Below are 20203 nucleotides of genomic sequence, written 5' to 3' on the forward strand. Positions count from 1 at the left end.
GCGAAGAGGCCAGATCAGGCTAAAGCTGGATCAAGGCAACTGATCATCCAGCTTCTTGTGCTTCCAGCCATCATTGCCCGGCAAGATCAGGTTCAGGGCGATTGCCACGATGGCGCACAGGGCGATGCCCTTCAGGCCCCAGTCATCCGGGCCATCACCACTGCCGATCAGTACGCCGCCGATACCGAACACCAGTGTCACCGACACGATCACCAGGTTGCGGGCTTCGGCCAGGTCGATCTTGTGGCGGATCATGGTGTTCATGCCCACCGCCGCGATCGAGCCGAACAGCAGGCACAGGATGCCACCCATCACCGGTACCGGGATGCTTTGCAGCAGTGCGCCGAACTTGCCGATGAAGGCCAGGGTGATGGCGAAGACCGCCGCCCAGGTCATGATCTTCGGGTTGTAGTTCTTGGTCAGCATCACCGCGCCGGTCACTTCGGCATAGGTGGTGTTGGGCGGGCCGCCGAACAGGCCGGCTGCGGTGGTGGCCAGGCCGTCGCCCAGCAGGGTGCGGTGCAGGCCGGGCTTCTTCAGGTAGTCACGGCCGGTCACGCTGCCGACCGCGATCACCCCGCCGATGTGCTCGATCGCCGGTGCCAGGGCAACCGGGACGATGAACAGGATGGCCTGCCAGTTGAACGCTGGCGCGGTGAAGTTTGGCAGCTCCAGCCACGGTGCGGCGGCGATCTTGGCAGTGTCGACCACGCCAAAGGCGAACGACAGGGCAAAGCCTACCAGCACGCCGGCAATGATCGGCACCAGACGGAAGATGCCCTTGCCGAACACGGCAACGATCAGCGTTGTCAGCAGGGCTGGCATCGAGATCATCATGGCGGTCTTGTAGGGCAGCAGCACACTGCCGTCACCGGCCTTGCCCATCGCCATGTTGGCGGCGATCGGCGCCATGGCCAGGCCGATGGAAATGATCACCGGGCCGATCACCACCGGCGGCAGCATACGGTCGATGAAGCCAGTGCCTTTGATTTTCACCATCAGGCCCATGAAGGTGTACACGAAACCTGCGGCCATCACGCCGCCCATGGTCTCGGCCAGGCCGAACTGGCCCTTGGCGAGGATGATCGGGGTGATGAAGGCAAAGCTCGAGGCCAGGAACACGGGTACCTGGCGGCCGGTGACCAGCTGGAACAGCAGGGTGCCGATACCGGCGGTGAACAGCGCGACGTTCGGATCGAGGCCGGTGATCAGTGGCATCAGCACCAGCGCGCCAAATGCCACGAAGAGCATCTGCGCGCCCGAAACGACCTGGCGCCAGAGCGGGTCGTTGAAGCCGTCCTGCATGGTCAGGCGTCCTTTTGCTTGGTGCCGAAGATCTTGTCACCGGCATCGCCCAGGCCCGGCACGATGTAGCCGTGTTCGTTCAGGCGCTGGTCGATCGAGGCGGTGTAGATCTGCACGTCCGGGTGGGCTTTTTCCACCACTTCGATGCCTTCTGGCGCGGCGACCAGGACCATGGCGCGGATCTCTTTGCAACCGGCCTTCTTCAGCAGGTCGATGGTGGCGACCATCGAACCGCCGGTGGCCAGCATCGGGTCGATGATCAGGGCCAGGCGCTGGTTGATGTCCGGCGCGAGCTTTTCCAGGTAGGTGTGGGCTTCGAGGGTTTCCTCGTTGCGGGCAACGCCGACGGCGCTGACCTTGGCACCCGGGATCAGGCTGAGCACGCCGTCGAGCATGCCGATGCCGGCACGCAGGATCGGCACCACGGTAATCTTCTTGCCGGCGATTTTTTCAACTTGCACCTTGCCGCACCAGCCGTCGATCTCGTAGGTTTCGAGCGGCAGGTCCTGGGTGGCTTCGTAGGTCAGGAGCGCGCCGACTTCCTGGGCAAGTTCGCGAAAATTCTTGGTGCTGATATCGGCACGGCGCATCAGGCCGAGCTTGTGGCGGATCAGCGGATGGCGGATCTCACGAGTGGGCATAGGGGGGGCTCCGAAAGGCGGGCAAAAAAACCGCGCTAGATTAATCTATTCAGCCTGTGCTGTCGTCTGGTCATTCTGGACGTTAGTCCATAAATGCTTGATCTGTGACGAGCGGATGCGTACCTTTGCCCGCTTTTCCAAAATGCACCCCCGGAGAGCGCCATGTCCGCCGATCTCGAGCATATCCGTCAAGTCATGCGTGAAGCTGACTGCCTGTACACCGAAGCCGAAGTCGAAGCGGCCATCGCCAAAGTCGGCGAGCAGATCTGCAAGGACCTGCACGACAAGAACCCGGTTGTGTTCTGCGTGATGAACGGCGGCCTGATCTTCTCCGGCAAACTGCTGACCCACCTGCAGTTCCCACTGGAAGCCAGCTACCTGCACGCCACCCGCTACCGCAACCAGACCAGCGGCGGCGAGCTGTTCTGGAAGGCCAAGCCCGAAGTGTCGTTCATCGACCGTGATGTACTGATCGTCGATGACATCCTCGACGAAGGCCACACCCTCAGCGCCATCATCGAGTTCTGCAAGCATGCCGGCGCGCGCTCGGTGCACACCGCGGTACTGATCGACAAGGACCATGACCGCAAGGCCAGCCCGGAGCTCAAGGCCAACTACGTGGGCCTGCCCTGCGTCGACCGCTACATCTTCGGTTACGGCATGGACTACAAAGGCTACTGGCGCAACGCCAACGGCATCTTCGCCGTAAAGGGGCTGTGATCATGCGCCAGCCTGCGTTCATCGACCAATCGCTGTTCGCCGGGCTGGCCGCACAGGCTGCCGCCAACCCACGCGGGCGGCAGCATCACAATTTCCATGAGATGGAAGAGCCTTGCCACCGCATGGCGGTCGGGCTGCAACCGAGCACCTATATCCCGCCGCATCGCCACCTGAGCGCCGACAAGGCTGAAACGCTGATTGCGCTCAAGGGGCGCTTAGGCCTGTTGCTCTTCGATGAGCAGGGGGCGGTCACCGACAAGCGAGTGCTGCAGGCGGGCGGCGACTGCCTGGGTGTGGACCTCGCGCCTGGTATTTACCATGGGCTGGTGGTGCTGGAGCCGGACAGCATCCTGTTCGAGTGCAAGGCCGGGCCGTATCGGCCGGTGGGTGAAGGCGAACATGCGTACTGGGCTCCGCGCGAAGGTGAAGAAGGCGTGGCCGAGTACCAGGGCTGGATGCGCGCGCAGTTCGATTGATGTTGCCTGCACCGGCCCCATCGCCGGCAAGCCAGCTCCCACATGGATAGCGCGGTACCTGTGGGAGCTGGCTTGCCGGCGATAGGGCCGGTACAGCCCAGACACAGCATGCTAGAGTGCTCCTTCATTCAAGGAGCCTCACATGCGTGCGTTTCTTCCCCTCCTGCTGGCGGTCAGCCTGCCACTCGCCGCCGCACCGCTGCACAGCCAGTTCCTGCCACCTGACGACCAGTCCCTGCGCCAGGAAGCGCCGACCGGCCAGCAACTGCTGCAAGTGACCGACTACTCGGTGGTAGTGGGTACCCAGCGCCAGTCCGACCAGCAGCCGATCCCGATCACCTCGTCGTTGCAGGTGCGCCTCAAGGGCAAGCCGCTGAGCAAGGGCGCGACCATCGCCCAGGTGCTGCTGACCTTTGACGGTGAAGCGGCCAAAAGCCTGAAGAAACCCGTATATGACGAGAAAACCCGCACCCTGAGCCTGAATTACCCGCTCAGCGACTACCGCGTGATCATGGACCTGCTGCGCAACGAGACGCTGTATGTGCAGTTCCTCACGTACGGCAACGGCCACGTCTGGGCCGACCTGCACACCGGTACCGTACGTACGCGTTGAGGCGCCCGGCCTGCGGGGGGTACACTGCCGGCCTTCGAAATTTCGTGATGGTCCAGTTGGAGTCGGCAATGCGTAAAGACAAGAAACAGGTAATCGGTGACGAGATCAGCGACGACTACATCAAGTCGTTCCTTCAGTTCGAGCCGGCCGATGGCGTGACTTCGCCGTCGCTGCACAAGCTGGTCAAGGCCTACCGCGGCCTGCGCATCGACGATTTCGAGCGTTTTGTCGGCTTCTTCGTCGAGGCTGGGCTGGACCTGGATGGCAAGGACGAGCACGGCAAGACGTTTGTCGAGCAGATTGCCGACCAGCGCAATGCGTCGGATTACATCCAGATCATCGCCAAGGCCCGTGGCTGATTTTTAACCTGTGACGGCCCTTTCGCGGGCACGCCCGCTCCCACAGGGATGGTGCACAGCCTGAGGGCGACGCCAAAACCTGTGGGAGCGGGCATGCCCGCGAAGAGGCCGGCACAGGTCAATGAGCAGCCAGGCACAAAAAAACGCCCCGAGGGGCGTTTTTTCGTTACCGGCCGAATCAGGCGTAATGCTTGGCCGCCGGGCTGCTTTCCACCAGGTCCAGCGCCACGTCGTTGTCGGCACTGATCTTGTGGTACAGGGCAGCATCGGTCGCCAGGGTCTTCTCGCGAGCCGGGAAGATTTCCTTGAGCTTGGCAGCCCAGGCACCTTTGGCCTGCTCGGGGAAGCAGCGCTCGATCAGTTCCAGCATGATCGACACGGTTACCGAAGCACCCGGCGATGCGCCGAGCAGTGCAGCCAGGCTGCCGTCCTGGGCCGAGACCAGCTCGGTACCGAACTGCAGAACGCCGCCTTTCTTCGGGTCTTTCTTGATGATCTGCACGCGCTGACCAGCCACTTCCAGGCGCCAGTCTTCGGCCTTGGCCTGCGGGTAGAAGCGACGCAGGGCTTCCAGGCGCTGCTCCATCGACTGCATCACCTCGCTGACCAGGTACTTGGTCAGGTCCATGTTGTCACGGGCCACGGCCAGCATCGGGCCGATGTTGCCCATGCGCACCGACAGCGGCAGGTCCATCAGCGAACCGTGCTTGAGGAACTTGGTGGTAAAGCCGGCATATGGACCGAACAGCAGCGATTTCTTGCCATCGACCACGCGGGTATCCAGGTGCGGTACCGACATCGGTGGGGCGCCGACCGCAGCCTGGCTGTAGACCTTGGCCTGGTGCTGCTTGACGATTTCCGGGTTGTCGCAACGCAGCCACTGGCCGCTGACCGGGAAGCCGCCGAAGCCTTTGCTTTCCGGAATGCCCGACAGCTGCAGCAGCGGCAGGGCCGCGCCACCGGCGCCGAGGAAGACGAAGCGGGCGTCCACTTCACGGCTGCCGCCGCTGTTGACGTCCTTGATGCTCACGGTCCAGCCCTTGCCGTTACGGCGCAGGCCGACGACCTTCTTGCTGTACTTGACCTGAGCGTCCTGCGAGTCGCCCAGCAGCTTCAGCAGCTTGTTGGTCAGGGCGCCGAAGTTGACGTCGGTGCCCTTGAGCACGCGGGTGGCGGCGATGTGCTGGTCGGCTGGGCGGCCTGGCATCATCAGCGGCATCCAGTCCTTCATCACGGCCTTGTCTTCGGTGTATTCCATGTCCGCAAAGGCATGGTGCTGCTTGAGCAGCTCATAGCGCTTCTTGAGGAAGGAAACACCCTTGTCACCCTCGACGTAGCTCAGGTGCGGGACAGGGTTGATGAAGGCACGTGCCGAGCCGAAGTTGCCCTTTTTGCTCAGGTAGGCCCAGAACTGGCGCGAAACCTCGAACTGGGTGTTGATGTGCACGGCCTTCTTGATGTCGATGCTGCCATCGGCGGCCTGGGGCGTGTAGTTAAGCTCGCACAGGCCGGCGTGGCCGGTGCCTGCGTTGTTCCAGGGGTTGGAGCTTTCCGCGGCTCCGGAGTCCATCGCCTCCACGACCTCAAGCTTCAGGGTCGGGTCGAGCTCCTTGAGCAGTACGGCCAGGGTGGCACTCATGATGCCCGCGCCTACCAGTACCACATCAACCGATTCGTTCTGCGCCATTTAACGCGTCTCCACAATCTACAGCTACCTAATTGACAGCATAGGACCTGGGTTCGCCAGGGTCGCCATGTCCGACTTTTCGCAGTTCTTGCAACTTCCGCGGACACCGCCAATCAGTCTTCGGGTTCGCGTATTGAACGCGGTTTGCCACGGGTGCGGCAATTCGACTTATGGTCAAGGTGTCGTGCGTGCGTTATGGAACGGCTCAGACACTCATACGGGATGAGCGCATTTGCCGCCTGTTCAGGGCTGTTCGGGACACATCTGCCGCTTTTGCACATGCCAGACTGTTCATTTGCTCGCCACACTCTTGTGAAGTTGTGAAAACCGTTTTTTCACGCTCTTTTGGAGACGTGAACCTCAAAAGGGGACTGCGCGATGGCAACCCGCAGGTTCATGCAGTGTGAAGGGCCGGAAAAGCAGGCACGACAGCCGATGCAAGACCTGAGTGGAAGGCTCTCTGTGGGCGAAGCGTTGAAGTTGCCGGGGTCAATCGGCGAGTGCGGGGCCCGATCAGGAGACGTCCTTATAATCGGGGGGAGATTATAGCGATGTCGCGGGCAGAAATGTCGCCATTCGTGGTTTTTATTGCAGCGTTTGTCAGGCCGCGAGGATGCGCTGGTGCCAGCGGCGGCTTGCGCGGGCGCAAACCCGGGCACTGGCGGGCAGTTCGCGGCCCAGCCAGGCGAGCTGGATTTCGCCGATCTGGACCCAGCCGCTGCCGCTGGGCGCCTGGCTGCATTGCTTGAAGGCCAGGCATTTGCCGTTCGCGTCGAGGCGGGCATAGGTGTTGTGGCGCGGGCGTTGGAAGAGCAGGGTCCAGAGCGAGGCCATGGCAGCGAGTCCTGTGCGTTAGGGCTTGGCGCAAGGATAAGGGCGCGGCGATGAAACGATTGTGACAAGCGGGCCAGGCCGATGACTGGTCGATGCGTGGCTAGGTATACTGTGGGCCTTCGCCGCTTTTTCTGGAGTAACGCGCATGTTGCAACGTCTGTTGTTCGGTTTGATCGCCGTGGCCAGCCTCAGCCTGGTCGGTTGTGCCCACAGCCCGCAACAACTCAATCCGCAACCCACGCTCAAGGCCCAGCTCGCCCCGGTCGGCCATGGCCAGCCGGTAGTGGTCCGTGTGGTTGATGGCCGGGCCTCGCAGTCCCTGGGCACTCGCGGTGGCATGTACCCCGAGACCAGCACCATCAGCGTCAGCGGTAACGACATCGTGCCCAAGCTGCAGGCCCAGGCCGAAGCCGCCGTGCGCCTGCTCGGCTTCACCCCGACGCCGAACGCCTACAACGCGCCGCAGCTGACCGTGACCCTGGCGGAGCTGAAGTACCAGTCGCCGAAAGACAACCTGTACGTGACCGAGGCTACCATTGGCGCCACCTTCCGTGCCGACGTGTCCAATGGCGGCCGCCGCTACAGTGGCCGTTACGGCGCTTCGCTGGACCAGCGTTTCGGCATGGCGCCGAACCAGGAAACCAACACCCAGCTGGTGGGCGATGTGCTGAGCGATGCCCTGACCCGCATGTTCAAGGACCCGACCATCGGTCAAGTGCTGGGGCAGTAAGCCTTCAGCTGTAAAACAAAACCCGCTGCCTGTGTTCCAGGCAGCGGGTTTTTTGTTGTCTGTGCCCGCGAAGAGGCCGGCAAATCTTCATGCCATGCCAGATGAAATTTGATGACACTTTGTCGCCTGGGCCGGGCGTCTGGGCATGACTTGGGTAGAATGCCGGCCTTTGCCGTCGCTCATACCGAGGTTGCGTGATGTCCTTGCAAGTGCTCTGGGGGTTCCTGGCCGCCCACCCGACCAAGCTGATCAATCTGCTGGCGCTGCTGCTGACCTGCCCGGGCGGGTTGCTGCTGCACAGTGCGCGGCGGCGCGAGGCCGAGACCCGCGAATACATGGCGGTGGACGACGGGGTGGTGGACGCGTTCGACCTGCGGGTACCGCGGTACTTCTACATTCTCGGTTTTTCGTGCCTGGCGATGGCGCTGCTGTTGTCCTGGTTCAGTACCTGGGTCTGAGATTCCGGGGCCGCTTTGCGGCCCATCGCCGGCAAGCCAGCTCCCACAGGATTACACAAGCCTGAGGGAAATGCGGTCTCTGTGGGAGCTGGCTTGCCGGCGATGGGCTGCAAGGCAGCCCTAGGATCGCTCAGGCAACCGGTGCCTGCTGCCTGACCTGGTACTGGTTGCGCACCGGCGTCGCATACTGCAACACCAGGTACGGCCGCTGCTCCTCAGGGCAGGCATCCAGGCGGCGTTGCCATTCTTCCTTGGCCCGGGCCAGTTCATCAGCCGGGAACACCTTCTCGGCGCTCGGCACCTGTAGCGCCTCATCCTTGCCATCCCACATCGCATAGGCCAGGTAGTGCACCGGGAACAGCCGGTAGCCACCGAGGATCTGCCGGTCGATTTCCACTGCCAGCTGCTTGGTGTCCTCGTGGTACTCGGTCACCGGCGGGGCGAAGTTGATGTGCACCCGGCCCTTGTAGCCGGTAATGCCCTTGGCGATGCTGTTGTCGTCCTCGCCCGGCGCCTTCTTGTAGGTGCCGGTGGTGGCGCGGATGTACAGCTCGCGGGCCTTGGCCTGGTCGCACGGGTCATATTCGTAGCTGATCGAAACCGGTGTCAGGTTAAGGCTCTGGATCACCGCGCCGAACGGCTCGTCCTTGCGGCTCATGTGGAACATCTTGAGGATCGCCGAATCGGTGCGGTCGTCACCGTCCTTGGCCCGGCCTTCGGCCTGGGCGATCCAGATCGACGTGGCGTCGTTGCGGATCGAATGATTGATGTAGGCCGAGAGCAGTTGATAGGCCGCCAGCTTTTCGCGGCGCCCACTGATCGAGCGGTGCACGATGAAGCTCTTGTTCAGGCGCATCATGTCGCTGACAAACGGCTTTTGCAGCAGGTTGTCGCCAATGGCGATGCGCGGCGTGGGCAGGCCGGCGTGGTACACCGCGTAGTTGACGAAGGCCGGGTCCATGACGATGTCACGGTGGTTGGCCAGGAACAGGTAGGCGGTGCCGGCCTTGAGCTGCTCCACGCCCGAATAGGTGACGCCGTCGGTGGCGCGGTCGATGGTCTGGTCGACGTAGTACTCGACTTTGTCCTGCAAGGTCGAGACACAGGTGACACCGGCGAATTCCTTGCGCAGGCGGCGGGCGATCAGCGGTTTGAGCAACCAGCCGAGAGCACCGGCCGCACGCGGGAAGCGGAAGTGGGTGAGGATATCGAGGAATGCCGGGTCGCTGAGCAGGCGTGCCAGAACGGCAGGGACCTCAGCGTCGTCGTACGGTCGGATGGCATCGAATTCGCCCATCATGCTCTCTTGTTGGAAACGGCTAGGGTAATAAGGTAGGGACGGGCTCCGAAAAACGGCTCGGACACACACAGGCCCTGTAAACAGACCGGCAATTATACGCATAAGTCACCCCGGAGGCCGCGATGCTGGAAACTGCTATCTACGATTGCCCTTATTGTGGCGAAGAAGTCGAAACCACGGTGGACCTGTCCGGTGGCGATCAGGAGTACATCGAGGACTGCCAGGTATGCTGCAAGCCTATCCGCTTCGTGCTGCAAGTTCATGGCGAGGAGTGGATGCTGGATGTATTCGGTGAGAATGACTGATGCAGCGCATCTACGAACCGGAAAGCCTGCTCGAGGCGGAAATGCTGGCGGGCATGCTCGCCAGCGAGGGGATCGAGGCGCACCTGGTTGGCCGTGACCTGGTCGGTGCCGCCGGTGAGCTGCCGATGCAGGGTTTGCTGGGGCTTGCCGTGGCTGATGAGCAGGCCGAGTACGCACGGCAGCTGATCGATGCGTACAATGACGCCCAGCCACTGGTTGGTGACGAACCGGAGAGTTTCCCCGGTACCTTGATCTGCTAGGTTCTGAATTCGCCCATGTGTGGACGTTACGCCCTGTTTCGCTGGCCCCAGGCTCTTGCCAGTCTGCCGGGCTTTCCCGTTGGCCAGCCCGCCCAATGGAACATCTCGCCCGGGGCTTCGGTGCTGATCCAGCGCCAGCTCGACAGCCAGCTGCAACTGGCCAAGGCGCGCTGGGGGCTGACCCCGGCGTGGCTCACCGACCTGTCCCGTACCCCCGCCCATGCCCGCGCCGAAACCCTGGCCGAGCAGCCGATGTTTCGCGATGCGTTTCGCCAGCGCCGCTGCCTGATGCCGGCCAACGGCTTTTACGAATGGCGCGGTAGCGTGCGCAAGCGCCCGTACTGGCTGACCCCGGGGGAGGGCGCATCGCTGTACTTCGCCGCCGTGTGGGAGGCCTACCCGGTGCAGGACCAGGTTTGGCTGAGTTGTGCGGTGGTGACCCAGGCGGCGATGAACCAGCGTCGACCGCTGATACTGGACGAGGCGGGGCAGGCGGCCTGGCTTGACCCGGACACGCCGCTGGCCCGCCTGCATGAATTGCTGGCCAGCCCGCCGGCGACGCTGCGCGAGCGGGCCCTGGCGCATTTCGTCAATGACCCGAAGCTGGATGCGCCGGAGTGCCTGACCCCGGCTTGAGGGGCTACCCGCACCGGCCCCTTCGCGGGCATGCCCGCTCCTACAGGTATTACACGGCCTTCAGGTTTACTGTATTCACTGTGGGAGCGGGCGTGCCCGCGAAGAGGCCGGTGCAGGCAAATAAATTCTTCCGTGTGGCTATGGCGGCCCCAAGCGACTCGGCCTACGATACGGCGCATGTAAAAAGGGAGTGTTTTCATGCGTAAGTCTTTTGTCGTCAGCCTGTTGAGTGCTGGCATCCTGCTAGCCGGCTGCCAGGCGGTGAATACCACCAGCGGCGGTGCTGTCGGCGTCGAGCGCCAGCAGTACATGTTCAGCATGCTCTCGACCGATGAGGTCAACCAGATGTACGCCCAGTCGTACCAGCAGACCCTGGGTGAAGCATCGAACAAAGGCGTGCTCGACAAGTCCAGCGCTGTTGCCAAGCGTGTGCAGGTAATTGCCAACCGCCTGATCGCCCAGACCCCCAAGTTCCGCCCGGATGCCGCGCAATGGAACTGGGAAGTCAACGTGATCAAGAGCGACGAGCTCAACGCCAACTGCGGCCCGGGCGGCAAGATCATCGTCTACACCGGCCTGATCGATCAGCTCAAGCTCACCGATGCGGAAATTGCTGCGGTGGTGGGCCACGAGATCGCCCACGCACTGCGTGAGCACAGCCGCGAGGCGATGTCCAAGGCGTATGGCGTGGAAATGGCGCGCCAGGGCGCCGGTGCCCTCTTTGGCCTCGGCCAGGGTAGCATGGCCATGGCCGATACCGTGGTGAACTATGCCATGACCCTGCCCAACAGCCGGGCCAACGAGAACGAAGCCGACCTGATCGGCCTGGAACTCTCGGCGCGTGCCGGTTACGACCCGAATGCCGCGATCACCCTGTGGAACAAGATGAGCCAGGCTTCCGAAGGCGCACCGCCTGAGTTCATGAGCACTCACCCGGCGTCCCAGAGCCGCATTGCTTCGTTGCAGGCGGCCATTCCTAAGGTGATGCCGCTGTATCAGGCGGCCAAGAAGTAAGACCGTAAGGGGCTGCTTTGCAGCCCAATCGCCGGNNAAGCCAGCTCCCACAGGTATTGCACAGGCCTTGAGGCCGATCGAGTACCCTGGGGGAGCTGGCTTGCCGGCGATTGGGCCGCAGAGCGGCCCCCGTCAGCAGTCAACCCACCCAGCCACTGGCTTTCATCGCCGAATACACCGCCACGATCGCCAGCACGAAGAACGCCGTGGCCGCCAGGCGACGGATCAGCGTCAGCGGCAGTTTGTCCGCCGCGAAGTTACCCGCCAAAACCACCGGCACGTTGGCAATCAGCATGCCCAGGGTGGTACCGATAATGACCATGATCAGGTACGGATACTGTGCTGCCAGCATCACCGTGGCGACCTGGGTCTTGTCACCGATTTCAGCCAGGAAGAACGCGATCAGCGTGGTCAGGAACGGCCCGAAGCGGCGCGCCGGGTTCTCGTCGTCATCCATCTTGTCCGGAACCAGGGTCCACAGCGCAGTGGCGGTGAAGCTCGCAGCCAGGATCCAGTGCAGTGCCGAGTCGCTGAAGAAGCTGCCGACCCACGCGCCCACGGCACCGGCCGCGGCATGGTTGGCCAGGGTGGCGGCGATGATGCCGGCGATGATCGGCCAGGGCTTGCGGAAGCGGGCAGCGAGTATGAGCGCGAGCAGTTGCGTCTTGTCGCCAATTTCGGCGAGGGCAACGATGGCGGTGGGGACCAACAGAGATTCCAGCATCAGGATTCCTACGGGGGCGGGTCGACACGGCTATGACACGTACAGCCTCCCCGCCCCGGGTAAGGTGTGCGTGTCATAGGTCTTGTCAAACCCTGGATCCGTCTATGCGGATCTCGCCATGCAGGCTGGCATGGTGGGTCGCACGCGCCATGGTCTGTGGACCAAGTATGTTGACGCGTACCGGGCGAGCTGGGCGCTCGCGGGAGACTACTCCCCTAGGACGGTGCGGATTCTGCCTAGGCAAAACGCTTTCGGCAAGCGCTGTTTTTATCCGTGTGTTGCCTGGTAGATGCGGAAACCGTCCGCCTCGTCGCGTACCTGGCAGTTGCCCAGCGCCCCTTCGATCAGTGGCTGGTAGCGCAGGAAGCTGTTGGCAACCAGGCGCATTTCGCCACCTTTTCGTAGATGAACGGCCGATTTTTTCAGCAAGTTTTCCGATGCCTGGTAGTTGGTGTGCACCCCGGTGTGGAACGGCGGGTTGCTCAGGATCAGGCTCAGCTCGGTCGGCGCCGCGTCGATGCCGTCGCCGCTGATCACTTCGCCTTCCAGACCATTGGCGGCCAAGGTCAGGCGGCTGGCGGCCACGGCGAAGGCATCCACATCCAGCAGGGTCACCCGGTTTTGTGGATAACGGCGTTTGACCGTGGCGCCCAGCACCCCGGCACCGCAGCCGAAGTCCAGCACATGCCCGCTCGGCAGGCCGTCGAGGTGCTTGAGCAGCAGGGCGGTACCGCGATCGAGACGGCCATGGCTGAACACACCGGGCAGGCTGACCACTTGCAGTGGGCCGTCTTCCAGGCTGAGCTCGAAGCGTTCGGCCAGGCTTTCCAGGGGCTTGGCTTCTGGCGCGTGCTCGATGGTCACCTGCCACAGCTGGCAATGGCGGGCGCTGTCGAGCTTGCGCGGCTTGCCAAAGGCCTGCAGCTGCTTGGCCGCGCCCTCGATGCCACCACGTTTCTCGCCAACCAGGTACAGCTCGCGGCCAGCCAGGCGCGAGGCCAGGGCGTTGAGCAGGTAGGCGGCCAGTTCACGGGACTTGGGCAGGAACAGCACGGCGCTGTCGAAAGCCACTTCAGGGGGCTCGACCCCATAGTGGCTGCGCCCGGCGAAGCGGCTTTCGAGCATGGCCTGGTCGCCCGCATGCCAGGTCCAGGCCCGGGCCTGGGGCAACTGGCCGAGCAGGCCGTCGGCGGGGGCGCCGGCGAGCAGCAGCGGGCCCTGGAACAGCTCTGCCTGGCGGAGCAACACTTCACTGCGCGGGTCCATGGACGACGCCTCCTGGAAAAAAGTGGCGCAGTGTAGCAGAGGCGGGCGTCGGGCTCAGCTGACCACGCGGCGTGGCTGCCCGGCGAAGAAGGCCTGGGCGTTCTCGCTGAGCTGGCCGACGATGCGCTGGCGCGATTCCACCGCGCCCCAGGCGCTGTGCGGGGTGATGATCAGGCGCGGGATGCCGGGTACGAGCAGCGGGTTGCCATTGACCGGCGGCTCCACGCTCAGCACGTCGGTGGCGGCACCGCCCAGGTGGCCACTGCGCAGGGCGTCGGCCAGCGCTTGCTCGTCAATCAGGCCGCCGCGGGCGGTGTTGACCACCAGCGCGTTGGGCTTGAGCAGGGCCAGTTCGCGGGCCCCGAGCATGTGTCGGGTGTGCTCGTTCAGCGGGCAGTGCAGGGTCAGGGCGTCGACTTGCGGCAGCAACTCGTCCAGTGGCAAACGGTCGGTGCGTTCCGGGCGACCGGGGATCTGCCCGCTGAGCACGCGCATGCCGAAGGCTTCGGCCAGCCTCGCCACCGCGCCGCCCAGTTCACCGTGGCCGAGCAGGCCAAGGGTCTTACCCTCCAGCTCGACGATTGGGAAGTCCAGCAGGCAGAACTGGCTGGCCTTGGCCCACTGGCCGTCGGCTACCGCCTGGTTGTAGTCACACAGGCGGGTGGCCAGGGCCAGCAGCAGGGCGAGGGTGTGCTGGGCGACGGACGGTGTGCCATAGCCCTGGCAGTTGCACACGGTGATGCCCTGAGCGCGCGCGGCTGCCAGGTCGACATTGTTGGTGCCGGTGGCGGCCACCAGGATCAGCTTCAGTTGCGGGTTGGCGGCCAGGGTCGCGGCGTCGAGCATGACCTTGTTGCTGACTACCGCCACCGCGCCCTGCAGGCGTTCGGCGACCTGCTCCGGGCGGGTGGCGGCGAACAGCTCGAACTCTTCGAACTGCTGCTTCAGGGGCGAGAGGTCGAGATCGCCCAGGTCCAGGGACTGGTGATCGAGAAACACGGCGCGACGCGGGCTGGGCATGAAGTTCTCCGAGGCTGGGCGGGGTATTGGTGTTGTGGCCATTCGCGGGCATGCCCGCTCCCACAGGACCCCACCAACCTGCGGGGTGTGCAGTACCTGTGGGAGCGGGCGTGCCCGCGAAAGGGCCTTTGGCTCCAGCACAAATCCTGAAGCTGCCGCCGCAGTGTCTAGTTCAACCTTGCCGCCCGTCAACGCCCGCCACTCATACCTTCATCATGCAAATCATTCCTTCGGCTGATTTAGCCGTCACATTGGCGAACTACAGTAGTTCCCAGACTTGTCCGGCCCGCTTTTCAGAAAAGGGATACCCATGTTGCAGACCCGCATCATCAAGCCCGCCGAGGGCGCCTACGCCTACCCCCTGCTGATCAAGCGCCTGCTGATGTCTGGCAGCCGCTATGAAAAGACCCGCGAAATCGTCTACCGCGACCAGTTGCGGCTGACCTACCCACAACTCAACGAGCGCATCGCGCGTCTGGCCAACGTGCTGACCGAAGCCGGGGTAAAAGCCGGTGACACCGTGGCAGTGATGGACTGGGACAGCCACCGCTACCTGGAATGCATGTTCGCCATCCCGATGATCGGCGCGGTGGTGCACACGATCAACGTGCGCCTGTCGCCCGAGCAGATTCTCTACACCATGAACCACGCCGAAGACCGCGTGGTGCTGGTCAACAGCGACTTCGTCGGCCTGTACCAGGCCATCGCGGGGCAACTGACCACCGTCGACAAGACCGTGCTGCTGACCGACGGCCCGGACAAGACAGCCGAGCTGCCCAACCTGGTGGGCGAGTTCGAACAACTGCTGGCCGCTGCCAGCCCGCGCTACGACTTCCCGGACTTCGACGAGAACTCGGTGGCCACCACCTTCTACACCACCGGCACTACCGGCAACCCCAAGGGGGTGTACTTCACTCACCGGCAACTGGTGCTGCATACCCTGGCCGAAGCTTCGGTGACCGGCAGCATCGACAGCGTGCGCCTGCTGGGCAGCAACGACGTGTACATGCCCATCACGCCGATGTTCCATGTGCACGCCTGGGGCATTCCCTACGCTGCCACCATGCTCGGCATGAAGCAGGTGTACCCGGGGCGCTACGAGCCGGACATGCTGGTCAAGCTGTGGCGCGAAGAGAAGGTCACCTTCTCCCATTGCGTGCCGACCATCCTGCAGATGCTGCTCAACTGCCCGACCTCCCAAGGTCAGGACTTCGGCGGCTGGAAGATCATCATCGGCGGCAGCGCACTCAACCGCTCGTTGTACCAGGCCGCCCTGGCACGTGGCATCCAGCTGACGGCCGCGTATGGCATGTCCGAGACCTGCCCGCTGATTTCCGCCGCCCACCTGAACGACGAACTGCAGGCCGGCAGCGAGGATGAGCGCGTCACCTACCGCATCAAGGCCGGCGTGCCGGTGCCGCTGGTCGAGGCGGCCATCGTCGACGGCGACGGCAACTTCCTGCCTGCCGATGGTGAAACCCAGGGCGAGCTGGTGCTACGGGCGCCGTGGCTGACCATGGGCTACTTCAAGGAGGCGGAGAAGAGCGAAGAACTGTGGCAGGGTGGCTGGTTGCACACCGGCGATGTCGCCACGCTCGACGGCATGGGCTACATCGACATCCGCGACCGCATCAAGGATGTGATCAAGACCGGTGGCGAATGGATTTCCTCACTCGACCTCGAAGACCTGATCAGCCGCCACCCGGCCGTGCGCGAAGTGGCGGTGGTAGGGGTGGCCGACCCGCAGTGGGGTGAACGCCCGTTTGCCCTGCTGGTGGTGCGCGAAGACCAGGTCATCGACGCCAAGGCACTGAAGGAACATCTCAAGCCGTTCGTCGAGCAAGGGCACATCAACAAGTGGGCGATTCCAAGCCAGATCGCCGTTGTTACTGAAATTCCCAAGACCAGTGTCGGCAAGCTCGACAAGAAACGCATCCGCCAGGACATCGTCCAGTGGCAGGCCAGCAACAGCGCGTTCCTCTCCACGCTGTAACCGCCATGCGGGTCGCGTACCGCAGCACGCGACCCGCATGCTAGAGGGGCGCAGCCTTGCCAAACGGCAGAAATACGCCATCCTTTAGCACTGCCAGCGCGCAGCCGGGGCAACATGGCAGCGAGTTGGCCGCACGGAGCGCAAATCACACTTTAGAGGGATCAAGCGCCTGTGCCTTGCTGGCTATAGTCGGGGCCAGGGGATTTTCAGGAATGGGGGAAGGCGACATGCGCAAGCCGTGTCGCCGCGGGCGCAAGCCTGCAAACCGGTCGCTCGGGCCGTTCTTGAAAGGACTCACTGCCATAACAAAAAAAGTACATGGAGTAGCGTCGATGAAATCTGCAAACCTGTTCTGGCGCCGGGCCAAGTTGCCCCTGGCTGTCAGCCTTGCTTCCACGCTCGCAAGTCCTGCTTTCGCTGTCAGTTTCAACATTGGTGAAATCGAAGGCCAGTTCGACTCGTCGCTCTCCATCGGCGCCAGCTGGTCGACGGCCAACCCCAACAAGAACCTGATCGGGGTGAACAACGGCGGCAAGGGCCTGTCGCAGACATCCGACGATGGCCACCTGAACTTCAAGAAGGGCGAAACCTTCTCCAAGATCTTCAAGGGCATCCATGACCTGGAGCTCAAGTACGGCGACACCGGCGTGTTCGTCCGCGGCAAGTACTGGTACGACTTCGAACTGAAGGACGAAGGCCGCGAGTTCAAGGACATCAGCGACTCCAACCGCAAGGAAGGCGCCAAATCGTCCGGTGCCGAACTGCTCGACGCATTCGTCTACCACAACTACTCCATCGGCGATCAGCCTGGCTCGGTGCGCCTGGGGAAGCAGGTGGTGAGCTGGGGTGAAAGTACCTTCATCGGTGGCGGCATCAACTCGATCAACCCGATCGACGTCTCGGCGTTCCGCCGCCCGGGGGCCGAGATCAAGGAAGGCCTGATTCCGGTCAACATGTTCTACGTTTCGCAGAGCCTGACCGACAACCTGTCGGCCGAGGCCTTCTACCAGATCGAATGGGACCAGACGGTCGTCGACAACTGCGGCACCTTCTTCTCCCAGCCGGACATCATTGCCGACGGCTGTACCGATAACCTGCGCGTGCTCAATAGCAGCCGGGCACTGTCGCCGCAGGCGCTTGCCGGCCTGTCGGCTTTTGGCGTGGACGTCAATAGCGAGGGCGTCAGGGTACGCCGAGGTGCCGACCGCGATGCCCGTGACAGCGGCCAGTTCGGGGTGGCGTTCCGCTACATGTTCGAGCCGTTGGATACCGAGTTCGGCGCCTACTTCATGAACTACCACAGCCGGGCACCGATCTTCAGTGCTACCGGGGCATCACAGGGCCTGTTCGATTTGGTGAACAACCCACTCGCGCCACCTGGGGTGCGTGCGCTGGCGCCGCTGATCATCGCCGGCAACTCCGAGTACTTCGTCGAGTATCCGGAAGACATTCGCCTGTATGGCCTGAGTTTCTCCACCACGTTGCCCACCGGCACGGCCTGGAGCGGCGAGCTCAGCTACCGCCCCAATGCTCCGGTGCAGCTCAACTCCACGGACATTCTGTTCGCCGGGGTAACGCCTATCGATCGACCGCCCTTCAATAATGCGTCGGTGCTGACCGGTACACCCGGGCAGGACCTGCATGGCTACCGGCGCAAGGAAATCACCCAGTTCCAGACCACCTTCACCCACTTCTTCGACCAGGTAATGGGGGCCAGCCGCCTCACCGTGGTCGGTGAAGTAGGTGTCACCCATGTGGGCGGGCTGGAAAGCACCAGCAAGGCGCGTTACGGGCGTGACCCGGTCTACGGCCCCGGCCCGCTGCCGAACGGTACCTGCGCCATTCTCAACGGCAGCACCATCAATGGCTCGGGGCTTGGCTCGTCGACCGCCAACCTGACCCGCAACTGCGAAAACGATGGTTTCACCACCACTACTTCATGGGGTTACCGCGCTCGCGCAATCTGGGACTACAACGACGTCTTCGCCGGGGTCAACCTGAAACCCAGCGTGGCTTGGTCGCATGACGTTTCCGGCTATTCGCCTGGCCCAGGCGCCAACTTCGAGGAGGGCCGCAAGGCCGTCAGCCTGGGCCTGGACGCCGAGTACCAGAACACCTACACGGCGAGCCTGTCGTACACCAATTTCTTCGACGGCAAGTACACCACCGTGGATGACCGCGACTTCGTCGCCCTCAGCTTCGGCGTGAACTTCTAAGCATACAGATCCAGGACGACACGACATGAACAAGACCAGAAGTCTGCTGCAAGCCGGTGTGCTGGGCCTGTCCCTGCTGGCGACCAGCGTCATGGCTGCAGTATCCGCCGACGAGGCGGCCAAGCTGGGCAGTACCCTGACCCCGATGGGTGCCGAAAAGGCCGGCAACGCCGATGGCTCGATCGGCCCGTGGGAGCCGCTGTCGAAGAGCGCGGGCAGTGTCGACGGCAAGGGCTTCCTGTCCGACCCATACGGCAGCGACAAGCCGCTGTTCACCATCACCGCGCAGAACGCCGACCAGTACAAGGACAAGCTCTCGCCGGGCCAGCTGGCCATGCTCAAGCGTTACCCGGATACCTTCAAGATCCCGGTATTCAAGACCCATCGCGGTTCCACGGTGCCGGCCGATGTGTTCGCCGCCATCAAGGAGAACGCCACCAAGACCACCCTGGTCGAAGGCGGCAACGGCCTGAGCAACTTCCGCACGGCTGTACCGTTCCCGATCCCCAAAAGCGGCCTGGAGGTGATCTGGAACCACATCACCCGCTACCGGGGTGGCAGTGTCAGCCGCCTGGTGACCCAGGCTACGCCGCAGCAGAACGGCTCCTTCAACCCTGTGTACTTCTCCGACCAGTTCGTCTTCCGCGACAAGATGAAGGATTACGACCCGAACAACCCGGGCAACATCCTGTTCTACTTCAAGCAGGAGGTGACCGCGCCCGCGCGCCTGGCCGGTACCGTGCTGCTGGTGCACGAAACCCTCGATCAGGTGAAGGAACCGCGCAAGGCGTGGATCTACAACGCAGGCCAGCGCCGCGTGCGCCAGGCACCGCAAGTGTCGTACGACGGCCCGGGTACCGCCGCCGACGGTTTGCGCACCTCGGACAACCTGGACATGTTCAACGGTGCGCCGGACCGCTATGACTGGAAGCTGGAAGGCAAGAAGGAGATGTACATCGCGTCCAACGCCTTCAAGCTCGACGACCCCAAGCTCAAGTACACCGACATCATCAAGGCCGGGCACATCAACCAGGACCTTTCCCGTTACGAGCTGCGCCGCGTATGGCACGTGGTCGCGACCCTCAAGCCGGGCCAGCGGCACATCTATGCCAAGCGTGACTTCTACATCGACGAGGACACCTGGCAGGCTGCGGTGATTGACCAGTACGACGGCCGTGGCCAGCTGTGGCGCGTGTCCGAGGCACATGCCCAGCCGTACTACAACGTGGAAGTGCCGTGGTACACCCTGGAGACTATCTACGACCTGCAGTCGGGCCGTTACCTGGCCCTGGGCATGAAGAACGAAGAGAAGCGCGCCTACGACTTCGGCTTCAGCGCCAGCAAGGCGGACTTCCAGCCAGCGGCACTGCGCCAGTCGGGTATTCGCTAAGTATCACGCAACCTCGGAGCGCCCCGGCTTGACCGGGGCGTTTCATTTTCCTGTTCTGGCCTCTTCGCGGGCTCGCCCGCTCCCACAGGTACTGCACTGGACTTGAAAACTGTGCAATCCCTGTGGGAGCGGGCATGCCCGCGAAGAGGCCGGTACAGCAATAAACCTGCTGAATACCTCCTCAAACCCCCGCCCCAGCCCCTGTCCATCAGCCATGTTGCTTTTTGTCGCAGTCTTTTCCAGGGGAATTGCGCCC

At 63.2% G+C, this 20203-nt stretch carries 21 protein-coding genes and 1 riboswitch; of the genes, 13 read left to right on the forward strand and 8 right to left on the reverse strand.

The features are described 5' to 3' along the window. Positions 1 to 30: 30 nt before the first annotated feature. Both B2790_RS11020 and upp read right to left on the reverse strand, forming a co-directional pair. Entirely contained in the window at positions 31 to 1305 is a 1275-nt protein-coding gene (locus B2790_RS11020; RefSeq protein ID WP_025337694.1) for a uracil-xanthine permease family protein, read from the reverse strand. Between the two features lie 2 nt (positions 1306 to 1307). Continuing rightward, the gene (upp, locus tag B2790_RS11025) at positions 1308 to 1946 is read right to left on the reverse strand and encodes a uracil phosphoribosyltransferase (protein WP_011532223.1); all 639 of its coding nucleotides are present in this window, start codon (positions 1944 to 1946) and stop codon (positions 1308 to 1310) included. A gap of 162 nt (positions 1947 to 2108) precedes the next feature. Between upp and B2790_RS11030 the strand changes: the two genes are divergently transcribed. The 4 genes from B2790_RS11030 to B2790_RS11045 all read left to right on the forward strand — a co-directional run bounded on the left by B2790_RS11030 (position 2109) and on the right by B2790_RS11045 (position 4114). Further along, a complete protein-coding gene (locus B2790_RS11030) occupies positions 2109 to 2666 on the forward strand; it encodes a hypoxanthine-guanine phosphoribosyltransferase (RefSeq protein ID WP_003256346.1) in 558 nt (185 codons plus the stop codon). 2 nt (positions 2667 to 2668) lie between these two features. Continuing rightward, positions 2669 to 3142, forward strand: coding sequence for a WbuC family cupin fold metalloprotein (locus tag B2790_RS11035; RefSeq protein ID WP_286918847.1), 474 nt, complete (start codon positions 2669 to 2671; stop codon positions 3140 to 3142). Between the two features lie 142 nt (positions 3143 to 3284). Beyond that, positions 3285 to 3755 carry a hypothetical protein gene (locus B2790_RS11040; protein ID WP_013970925.1) on the forward strand — a complete coding sequence of 157 codons (471 nt, stop codon included), beginning with the start codon at positions 3285 to 3287 and terminating at the stop codon, positions 3753 to 3755. 68 nt (positions 3756 to 3823) lie between these two features. Continuing rightward, the gene (locus B2790_RS11045; protein ID WP_286918848.1) at positions 3824 to 4114 is read left to right on the forward strand and encodes a PA4642 family protein; all 291 of its coding nucleotides are present in this window, start codon (positions 3824 to 3826) and stop codon (positions 4112 to 4114) included. A 178-nt stretch (positions 4115 to 4292) separates the two neighbouring features. On the opposite strand, the gene mqo is transcribed toward B2790_RS11045, so the two are convergent. Both mqo and B2790_RS11055 read right to left on the reverse strand, forming a co-directional pair. Next, complete coding sequence (mqo, locus tag B2790_RS11050) at positions 4293 to 5801, reverse strand: malate dehydrogenase (quinone) (RefSeq protein WP_013970927.1); 1509 nt, start codon at positions 5799 to 5801, stop codon at positions 4293 to 4295. A gap of 600 nt (positions 5802 to 6401) precedes the next feature. After that, the gene (locus B2790_RS11055) at positions 6402 to 6635 is read right to left on the reverse strand and encodes a hypothetical protein (RefSeq protein WP_025337699.1); all 234 of its coding nucleotides are present in this window, start codon (positions 6633 to 6635) and stop codon (positions 6402 to 6404) included. Between the two features lie 145 nt (positions 6636 to 6780). Here B2790_RS11055 and B2790_RS11060 point away from each other — a divergent pair, with 145 nt between their 5' ends. After that, positions 6781 to 7365, forward strand: a complete 585-nt coding sequence (locus B2790_RS11060) for a YajG family lipoprotein (protein ID WP_013970929.1) — start codon at positions 6781 to 6783, stop codon at positions 7363 to 7365. Between the two features lie 197 nt (positions 7366 to 7562). Further along, complete coding sequence (locus tag B2790_RS11065) at positions 7563 to 7823, forward strand: hypothetical protein (RefSeq protein WP_046616028.1); 261 nt, start codon at positions 7563 to 7565, stop codon at positions 7821 to 7823. A 130-nt stretch (positions 7824 to 7953) separates the two neighbouring features. On the opposite strand, the gene B2790_RS11070 is transcribed toward B2790_RS11065, so the two are convergent. Further along, entirely contained in the window at positions 7954 to 9120 is a 1167-nt protein-coding gene (locus B2790_RS11070) for a 1-acyl-sn-glycerol-3-phosphate acyltransferase (protein WP_025337700.1), read from the reverse strand. A gap of 125 nt (positions 9121 to 9245) precedes the next feature. Between B2790_RS11070 and B2790_RS11075 the strand changes: the two genes are divergently transcribed. From B2790_RS11075 to B2790_RS11090, 4 genes are all read left to right on the forward strand, one after another. After that, the gene (locus B2790_RS11075) at positions 9246 to 9428 is read left to right on the forward strand and encodes a CPXCG motif-containing cysteine-rich protein (RefSeq protein ID WP_012270508.1); all 183 of its coding nucleotides are present in this window, start codon (positions 9246 to 9248) and stop codon (positions 9426 to 9428) included. Beyond that, positions 9428 to 9688 (forward strand): putative signal transducing protein, encoded by a 261-nt coding sequence (locus B2790_RS11080; protein ID WP_025337701.1) that lies wholly within the window; start codon positions 9428 to 9430, stop codon positions 9686 to 9688. The genes B2790_RS11075 and B2790_RS11080 overlap by 1 nt, the downstream gene beginning before the upstream one ends. 15 nt (positions 9689 to 9703) lie before the next feature. Continuing rightward, positions 9704 to 10324 (forward strand): SOS response-associated peptidase, encoded by a 621-nt coding sequence (locus tag B2790_RS11085; protein WP_286918849.1) that lies wholly within the window; start codon positions 9704 to 9706, stop codon positions 10322 to 10324. 198 nt (positions 10325 to 10522) lie between these two features. Continuing rightward, a complete protein-coding gene (locus B2790_RS11090; RefSeq protein WP_025337703.1) occupies positions 10523 to 11338 on the forward strand; it encodes a M48 family metallopeptidase in 816 nt (271 codons plus the stop codon). A gap of 139 nt (positions 11339 to 11477) precedes the next feature. Here the strand turns inward: B2790_RS11090 and B2790_RS11095 are convergent, their stop codons facing one another. The 3 genes from B2790_RS11095 to B2790_RS11105 all read right to left on the reverse strand — a co-directional run bounded on the left by B2790_RS11095 (position 11478) and on the right by B2790_RS11105 (position 14348). Next, complete coding sequence (locus B2790_RS11095) at positions 11478 to 12062, reverse strand: TMEM165/GDT1 family protein (RefSeq protein ID WP_013970934.1); 585 nt, start codon at positions 12060 to 12062, stop codon at positions 11478 to 11480. An 87-nt stretch (positions 12063 to 12149) separates the two neighbouring features. Further along, a riboswitch (yybP-ykoY riboswitch) is annotated at positions 12150 to 12290 on the reverse strand. A 39-nt stretch (positions 12291 to 12329) separates the two neighbouring features. After that, the gene (locus B2790_RS11100) at positions 12330 to 13328 is read right to left on the reverse strand and encodes a class I SAM-dependent methyltransferase (RefSeq protein WP_286918850.1); all 999 of its coding nucleotides are present in this window, start codon (positions 13326 to 13328) and stop codon (positions 12330 to 12332) included. A gap of 54 nt (positions 13329 to 13382) precedes the next feature. Further along, on the reverse strand, positions 13383 to 14348 hold the full coding sequence (locus tag B2790_RS11105) for a 2-hydroxyacid dehydrogenase (protein WP_286918851.1): 966 nt from the start codon (positions 14346 to 14348) through the stop codon (positions 13383 to 13385). A gap of 310 nt (positions 14349 to 14658) precedes the next feature. Between B2790_RS11105 and B2790_RS11110 the strand changes: the two genes are divergently transcribed. The 3 genes from B2790_RS11110 to B2790_RS11120 all read left to right on the forward strand — a co-directional run bounded on the left by B2790_RS11110 (position 14659) and on the right by B2790_RS11120 (position 19947). Further along, positions 14659 to 16341: a fatty acid--CoA ligase gene (locus B2790_RS11110; RefSeq protein ID WP_286918852.1), complete on the forward strand. Its 1683-nt coding sequence runs from the start codon at positions 14659 to 14661 to the stop codon at positions 16339 to 16341. Positions 16342 to 16673: 332 nt separating this feature from the next. After that, positions 16674 to 18557, forward strand: a complete 1884-nt coding sequence (locus B2790_RS11115) for a DUF1302 domain-containing protein (RefSeq protein WP_286918853.1) — start codon at positions 16674 to 16676, stop codon at positions 18555 to 18557. Between the two features lie 25 nt (positions 18558 to 18582). Next, complete coding sequence (locus B2790_RS11120) at positions 18583 to 19947, forward strand: DUF1329 domain-containing protein (RefSeq protein ID WP_286918854.1); 1365 nt, start codon at positions 18583 to 18585, stop codon at positions 19945 to 19947. Positions 19948 to 20203 lie beyond the last annotated feature (256 nt).

This window comes from Pseudomonas sp. UBA6753 (assembly GCF_002453565.1).
In the GTDB taxonomy this organism is placed as follows: Bacteria; Pseudomonadota; Gammaproteobacteria; order Pseudomonadales; family Pseudomonadaceae; genus Aquipseudomonas; species Aquipseudomonas putida_Z.

What these genes read in the sequence shown, in the direction of transcription:
- B2790_RS11045 (WP_286918848.1), top strand. Translation starts at nt 3,824, where the DNA reads ATGCGTAAAGACAAGAAACAGGTAATCGGTGACGAGATCAGCGACGAC.
- mqo (WP_013970927.1), bottom strand. Translation starts at nt 5,801, where the DNA reads ATGGCGCAGAACGAATCGGTTGATGTGGTACTGGTAGGCGCGGGCATC.
- B2790_RS11060 (WP_013970929.1), top strand. Translation starts at nt 6,781, where the DNA reads ATGTTGCAACGTCTGTTGTTCGGTTTGATCGCCGTGGCCAGCCTCAGC.
- B2790_RS11070 (WP_025337700.1), bottom strand. Translation starts at nt 9,120, where the DNA reads ATGGGCGAATTCGATGCCATCCGACCGTACGACGACGCTGAGGTCCCT.
- B2790_RS11090 (WP_025337703.1), top strand. Translation starts at nt 10,523, where the DNA reads ATGCGTAAGTCTTTTGTCGTCAGCCTGTTGAGTGCTGGCATCCTGCTA.
- B2790_RS11100 (WP_286918850.1), bottom strand. Translation starts at nt 13,328, where the DNA reads ATGGACCCGCGCAGTGAAGTGTTGCTCCGCCAGGCAGAGCTGTTCCAG.
- B2790_RS11120 (WP_286918854.1), top strand. Translation starts at nt 18,583, where the DNA reads ATGAACAAGACCAGAAGTCTGCTGCAAGCCGGTGTGCTGGGCCTGTCC.
- B2790_RS11040 (WP_013970925.1), top strand. Translation starts at nt 3,285, where the DNA reads ATGCGTGCGTTTCTTCCCCTCCTGCTGGCGGTCAGCCTGCCACTCGCC.
- B2790_RS11110 (WP_286918852.1), top strand. Translation starts at nt 14,659, where the DNA reads ATGTTGCAGACCCGCATCATCAAGCCCGCCGAGGGCGCCTACGCCTAC.
- B2790_RS11035 (WP_286918847.1), top strand. Translation starts at nt 2,669, where the DNA reads ATGCGCCAGCCTGCGTTCATCGACCAATCGCTGTTCGCCGGGCTGGCC.
- B2790_RS11055 (WP_025337699.1), bottom strand. Translation starts at nt 6,635, where the DNA reads ATGGCCTCGCTCTGGACCCTGCTCTTCCAACGCCCGCGCCACAACACC.
- B2790_RS11075 (WP_012270508.1), top strand. Translation starts at nt 9,246, where the DNA reads ATGCTGGAAACTGCTATCTACGATTGCCCTTATTGTGGCGAAGAAGTC.
- B2790_RS11105 (WP_286918851.1), bottom strand. Translation starts at nt 14,348, where the DNA reads ATGCCCAGCCCGCGTCGCGCCGTGTTTCTCGATCACCAGTCCCTGGAC.
- B2790_RS11115 (WP_286918853.1), top strand. Translation starts at nt 16,674, where the DNA reads ATGAAATCTGCAAACCTGTTCTGGCGCCGGGCCAAGTTGCCCCTGGCT.
- B2790_RS11020 (WP_025337694.1), bottom strand. Translation starts at nt 1,305, where the DNA reads ATGCAGGACGGCTTCAACGACCCGCTCTGGCGCCAGGTCGTTTCGGGC.
- B2790_RS11095 (WP_013970934.1), bottom strand. Translation starts at nt 12,062, where the DNA reads ATGCTGGAATCTCTGTTGGTCCCCACCGCCATCGTTGCCCTCGCCGAA.
- B2790_RS11030 (WP_003256346.1), top strand. Translation starts at nt 2,109, where the DNA reads ATGTCCGCCGATCTCGAGCATATCCGTCAAGTCATGCGTGAAGCTGAC.
- B2790_RS11080 (WP_025337701.1), top strand. Translation starts at nt 9,428, where the DNA reads ATGCAGCGCATCTACGAACCGGAAAGCCTGCTCGAGGCGGAAATGCTG.
- upp (WP_011532223.1), bottom strand. Translation starts at nt 1,946, where the DNA reads ATGCCCACTCGTGAGATCCGCCATCCGCTGATCCGCCACAAGCTCGGC.
- B2790_RS11085 (WP_286918849.1), top strand. Translation starts at nt 9,704, where the DNA reads ATGTGTGGACGTTACGCCCTGTTTCGCTGGCCCCAGGCTCTTGCCAGT.
- B2790_RS11065 (WP_046616028.1), top strand. Translation starts at nt 7,563, where the DNA reads ATGTCCTTGCAAGTGCTCTGGGGGTTCCTGGCCGCCCACCCGACCAAG.